2 protein-coding genes are annotated in these 3,600 nt (G+C 36.8%); one reads left to right on the forward strand and one right to left on the reverse strand.

Translation table 11 applies throughout. The features are described 5' to 3' along the window. Nucleotides 1-270 precede the first annotated feature (270 nt). Entirely contained in the window at nucleotides 271-2,397 is a 2,127-nt protein-coding gene (locus tag ABFR62_13650) for a Tex family protein (GenBank protein ID MEN8139463.1), read from the reverse strand. A gap of 577 nt (nucleotides 2,398-2,974) precedes the next feature. Here ABFR62_13650 and ABFR62_13655 point away from each other — a divergent pair. Further along, the coding region (locus tag ABFR62_13655) for a hypothetical protein (protein MEN8139464.1) at nucleotides 2,975-3,600 on the forward strand (626 nt) is incomplete at its 3' end.

The following is a 3,600-nucleotide window of genomic DNA, read 5'->3' on the forward strand; positions in this document are numbered from 1 at the left end:
TAAACCACGCTACGGAACATCTCCCGGCAACCGGGCCCGGGCTTTCGCCTTTACTCCTCGCTCACTGCCGCTTCAACTCATTTCTCCTTCAACTCCATAAGCATAGTTAAGCGTCAGTTCCCTGCGGGGTACCAGCTCTATCCCTAGCGCAAAAAAGACATTAAACTTTGAACTTTAGACTTTGAACTTTAGACTTTAGACTTTAGACTTTAGACTTTTACCTTTTACCTTTTACCTTTTACCTTGTAACCAGTAACCAGCAACTAACCTCTAACCTCTAACCTCTAACAACTTCAACCCAATCCGCTTCTTCTCCACATCCAGCGAAATAATCCTCACATCCACACTCTGCTGCAACGAAACTATCTCATTAGGATCGCTCACATATCTGTCGGCCATATTAGAAAGGTGTATCAGCCCCGATTCTTTTATTCCCAGGTCAACAAAAGCCCCGAAATTGGTTATGTTCACAACTTTTCCCGACAATTCCATCCCCTCATTGAGGTCGTTTATTGTACGAATATTTTCGTCAAAGTGGTGTTCCTCCAGAATGCTTCTCGGATCCAATCCCGGTTTTAACAGTTCCTCTTTTATATCCATCAAAGTAGGCAGACCGATTTCATCAGTTTTAAATTCACTGAAATCAATCTTTTCAATAAGTTCTTTATTGTTTAATAAGTCTGAAACATCAACTTTCTGCGATTTGGCTATTTTATCAACTATATGATAACTTTCGGGGTGAATACCACTATTGTCAAGCGGATTATTGGCATTTTTTATTCTCAGGAAACCGGCACTTTGCTCAAAAGCTTTATTTCCGAGACGAGCCACTTTAAGTAACTCCTTTCTGCTTTTAAACGAACCGTTTTCCGATCTGAAATCAACAATATTTTGCGCCAAAGCAGGTCCAAGTCCCGATACATAGGCAAGCAAATGTTTCCCTGCAGTATTTAAATTTACACCAACTTTATTAACCGACGATAAGGTCACAGAACTTAGGGATTCCTGAAGTTTTGTTTGATTTACCTCGTGCTGGTACTGCCCTACTCCTATCGACTTAGGATCGATCTTTACCAGTTCCGCTAAAGGATCCATTAACCTGCGACCGATAGAAACTGCACCGCGTACGGTAACGTCATAGCTCGGAAATTCTTCTCTGGCAATTTTCGATGCTGAATAAACCGAGGCTCCATCCTCAGAAATAAGAAAAACAGGCAATCTCAATTTTAAGTTTTTTACAAATCTCTCCGTTTCCCTGCCCGCAGTTCCATTTCCGATTGCTATAGCCTCAATTTTATAGCTCGAACAAAGGTTGAAAATCTTATTTGCCGATTGCTTCACTTGCTTTTGCGGCGGATGAGGATAAATATTTTCGTTGTGAAGTAAATCGCCGTTCTTATTAATACAAACAACTTTACAACCGGTTCTGAACCCCGGATCTATCGCCAGAATATTTTTTTGACCCAGTGGAGAAGCCAGCAGCAATTGAGATAAGTTTTTCTCAAACACCTTTATAGCCTCTACATCCGAACTCTCCTTAAGCTTATTAAGAAGTTCGTTCTCTATAGAAGGTTTCAAAAGTCGTTTATAGGCATCAGTAACGGCAAGTTCTATCTGATCGGCCGATTCGCTGTTACTCTTTATGTATTTTCTAAATATTTTTCTCAGAGTAAATTCTTCATCAATATTTAGTGAAACTTTCAGAAATCCAAGATTCACTGCTCTGCTGATGGCTAAATATCTGTGCGAAGGTATTCCGGTAACAGACTGTTCGTAATCGAAATAATCGGAATACTTATCGGCTTCTTCAATCTTAGTTTTTACAACTTTCGACTTAAGTTTAGAAAATTTCTCAAAATCTTTTCTCAATAATTCCCTTACATCTATATTTTCATTCACCCATTCAGCAATGATATGCCTTGCTCCTTCCAGTGCATCTTCAGTATCTCCTACCTGCCCACCGACAAATCGTTCGGCACTGTTTTCAAGATCATAGCTCTTTTGCGACATTATAATCTTAGCAAGAGGTTCCAGTCCGTTTTCGCGGGCTACAACAGCTTTTGTCTTTCGTTTTGATTTGTATGGCAGATATATATCTTCAAGGTGATTAGAATCAAAGGTATTCTCAATTTTACTTTTTAATTCATCACTAAGCTTACCTTCCGAGTCTATTTTTTCAATTATATATGACTTTCTTTTCTCCAGCTCAGAATAATAATGACTCAATTTTTGAATTTCCAGAAGAGCTACTTCATCCAAATTATTCGTTCTTTCTTTTCTATAGCGTGCTATAAACGGAATTGTGGCTCCGCCTTCAAGAAGTTCAACAGTATTCTTAACCTGATTATCTCTAATGTTCAGGCTTTTGGTTATAAGTGATATTATATTGTCAGTCATCTTAATCGAAATATTTTTTGAAGGCTAAAAGTAAATAAAATAAGTGTTCATCCGAGCTTTAGTTTTCTAATACCAACACTTATTTCTAAAAAATGACGATTATTGCGTAGGCACAAATTTGTAGTACAGAAATAATATCTTCACTAAAAAGAATATTTACTCCAAAAACTATCTTATACTCAGCATCACGGTTTCCGACGTAAATAGTCATAAACACAATCAGCGTCACACACCGAAAACACTAAATATTCAACACTAAAAGCAATAATTCAAAACATATTATACTTCTCTAATGCAAAGTAAACAAACAGTCACCTGTATGTAAGAATTAAAACACAGCAAAGTAATAGCACACCTACCACCTCAATCAGGGAAGTTTTCCATCTCCGTGAGTTGTAAACTACAGTTAATCAGTGAATTAATTTGTAATTTTGAACATATTGATTAAGAATAATTTCGAATTAGCTTAATTTATATAACTAAACCTTACATAGGTATATTTTAAACTGTTATTTGGCCTCACCTCCTGAAATAGAATTAATAATATACCGCTATATGTAAAACAAAACCTATTCTGATGAAAAAAATATATTTGCCAATCCTAATCGCAGCATTAGGGTTCGGTTATTTATCCGCACAATCTACCGATGAATCTATTGGTTCACTTAATAGCAGTGATGATGCTGAATACGCAAAACTATACAAAAGTTCAGCAAACGAAGTATTAGATGTAGTTGCTAAAGACATTAAAGTGTACCTTAATGCTGAAGGAAATGCAGTAATTCATCCTGAAGATGTTGACAACAGTAATATCAACAGCGATATTGTCTATTCAATGTCGGTATTCCCCAGTGAATTTTCCGCTTCTGATATTGGCGAAAAATTAGTAAACCTAAAAGTAAAGGATATTAATGGAAATCAACAATATTCAACTTCAACAGTAACAGTAATTGATAATCTTGAACCAAATGTTGTAACAAAAAACATAAGAGTTCAGCTAAACGATGAAGGGGTTGCCAGTATAGATGCATCACAAATTGACAATGGAAGTAGCGATAATTGCACTATCGCAGATATGAGTCTAAGTAAAAACACTTTTGGTTTAGGAGACATTGGCAGTAATTTAATATCATTAATCGTAACCGACGAATATGGGAACACTGGAGAGGCCATGGCCGTTGTTATCGTAACAAATCAAAACGC

The sequence above is a fragment of the Bacteroidota bacterium genome (genome assembly GCA_039714315.1).
Classification (GTDB): domain Bacteria; phylum Bacteroidota; class Bacteroidia; order Flavobacteriales; family JADGDT01; genus JADGDT01.

Bases quoted from the DNA above. Each gene is read 5' to 3' on its own strand.
- ABFR62_13650 (MEN8139463.1), bottom strand. From the start codon at position 2,397: ATGACTGACAATATAATATCACTTATAACCAAAAGCCTGAACATTAGA.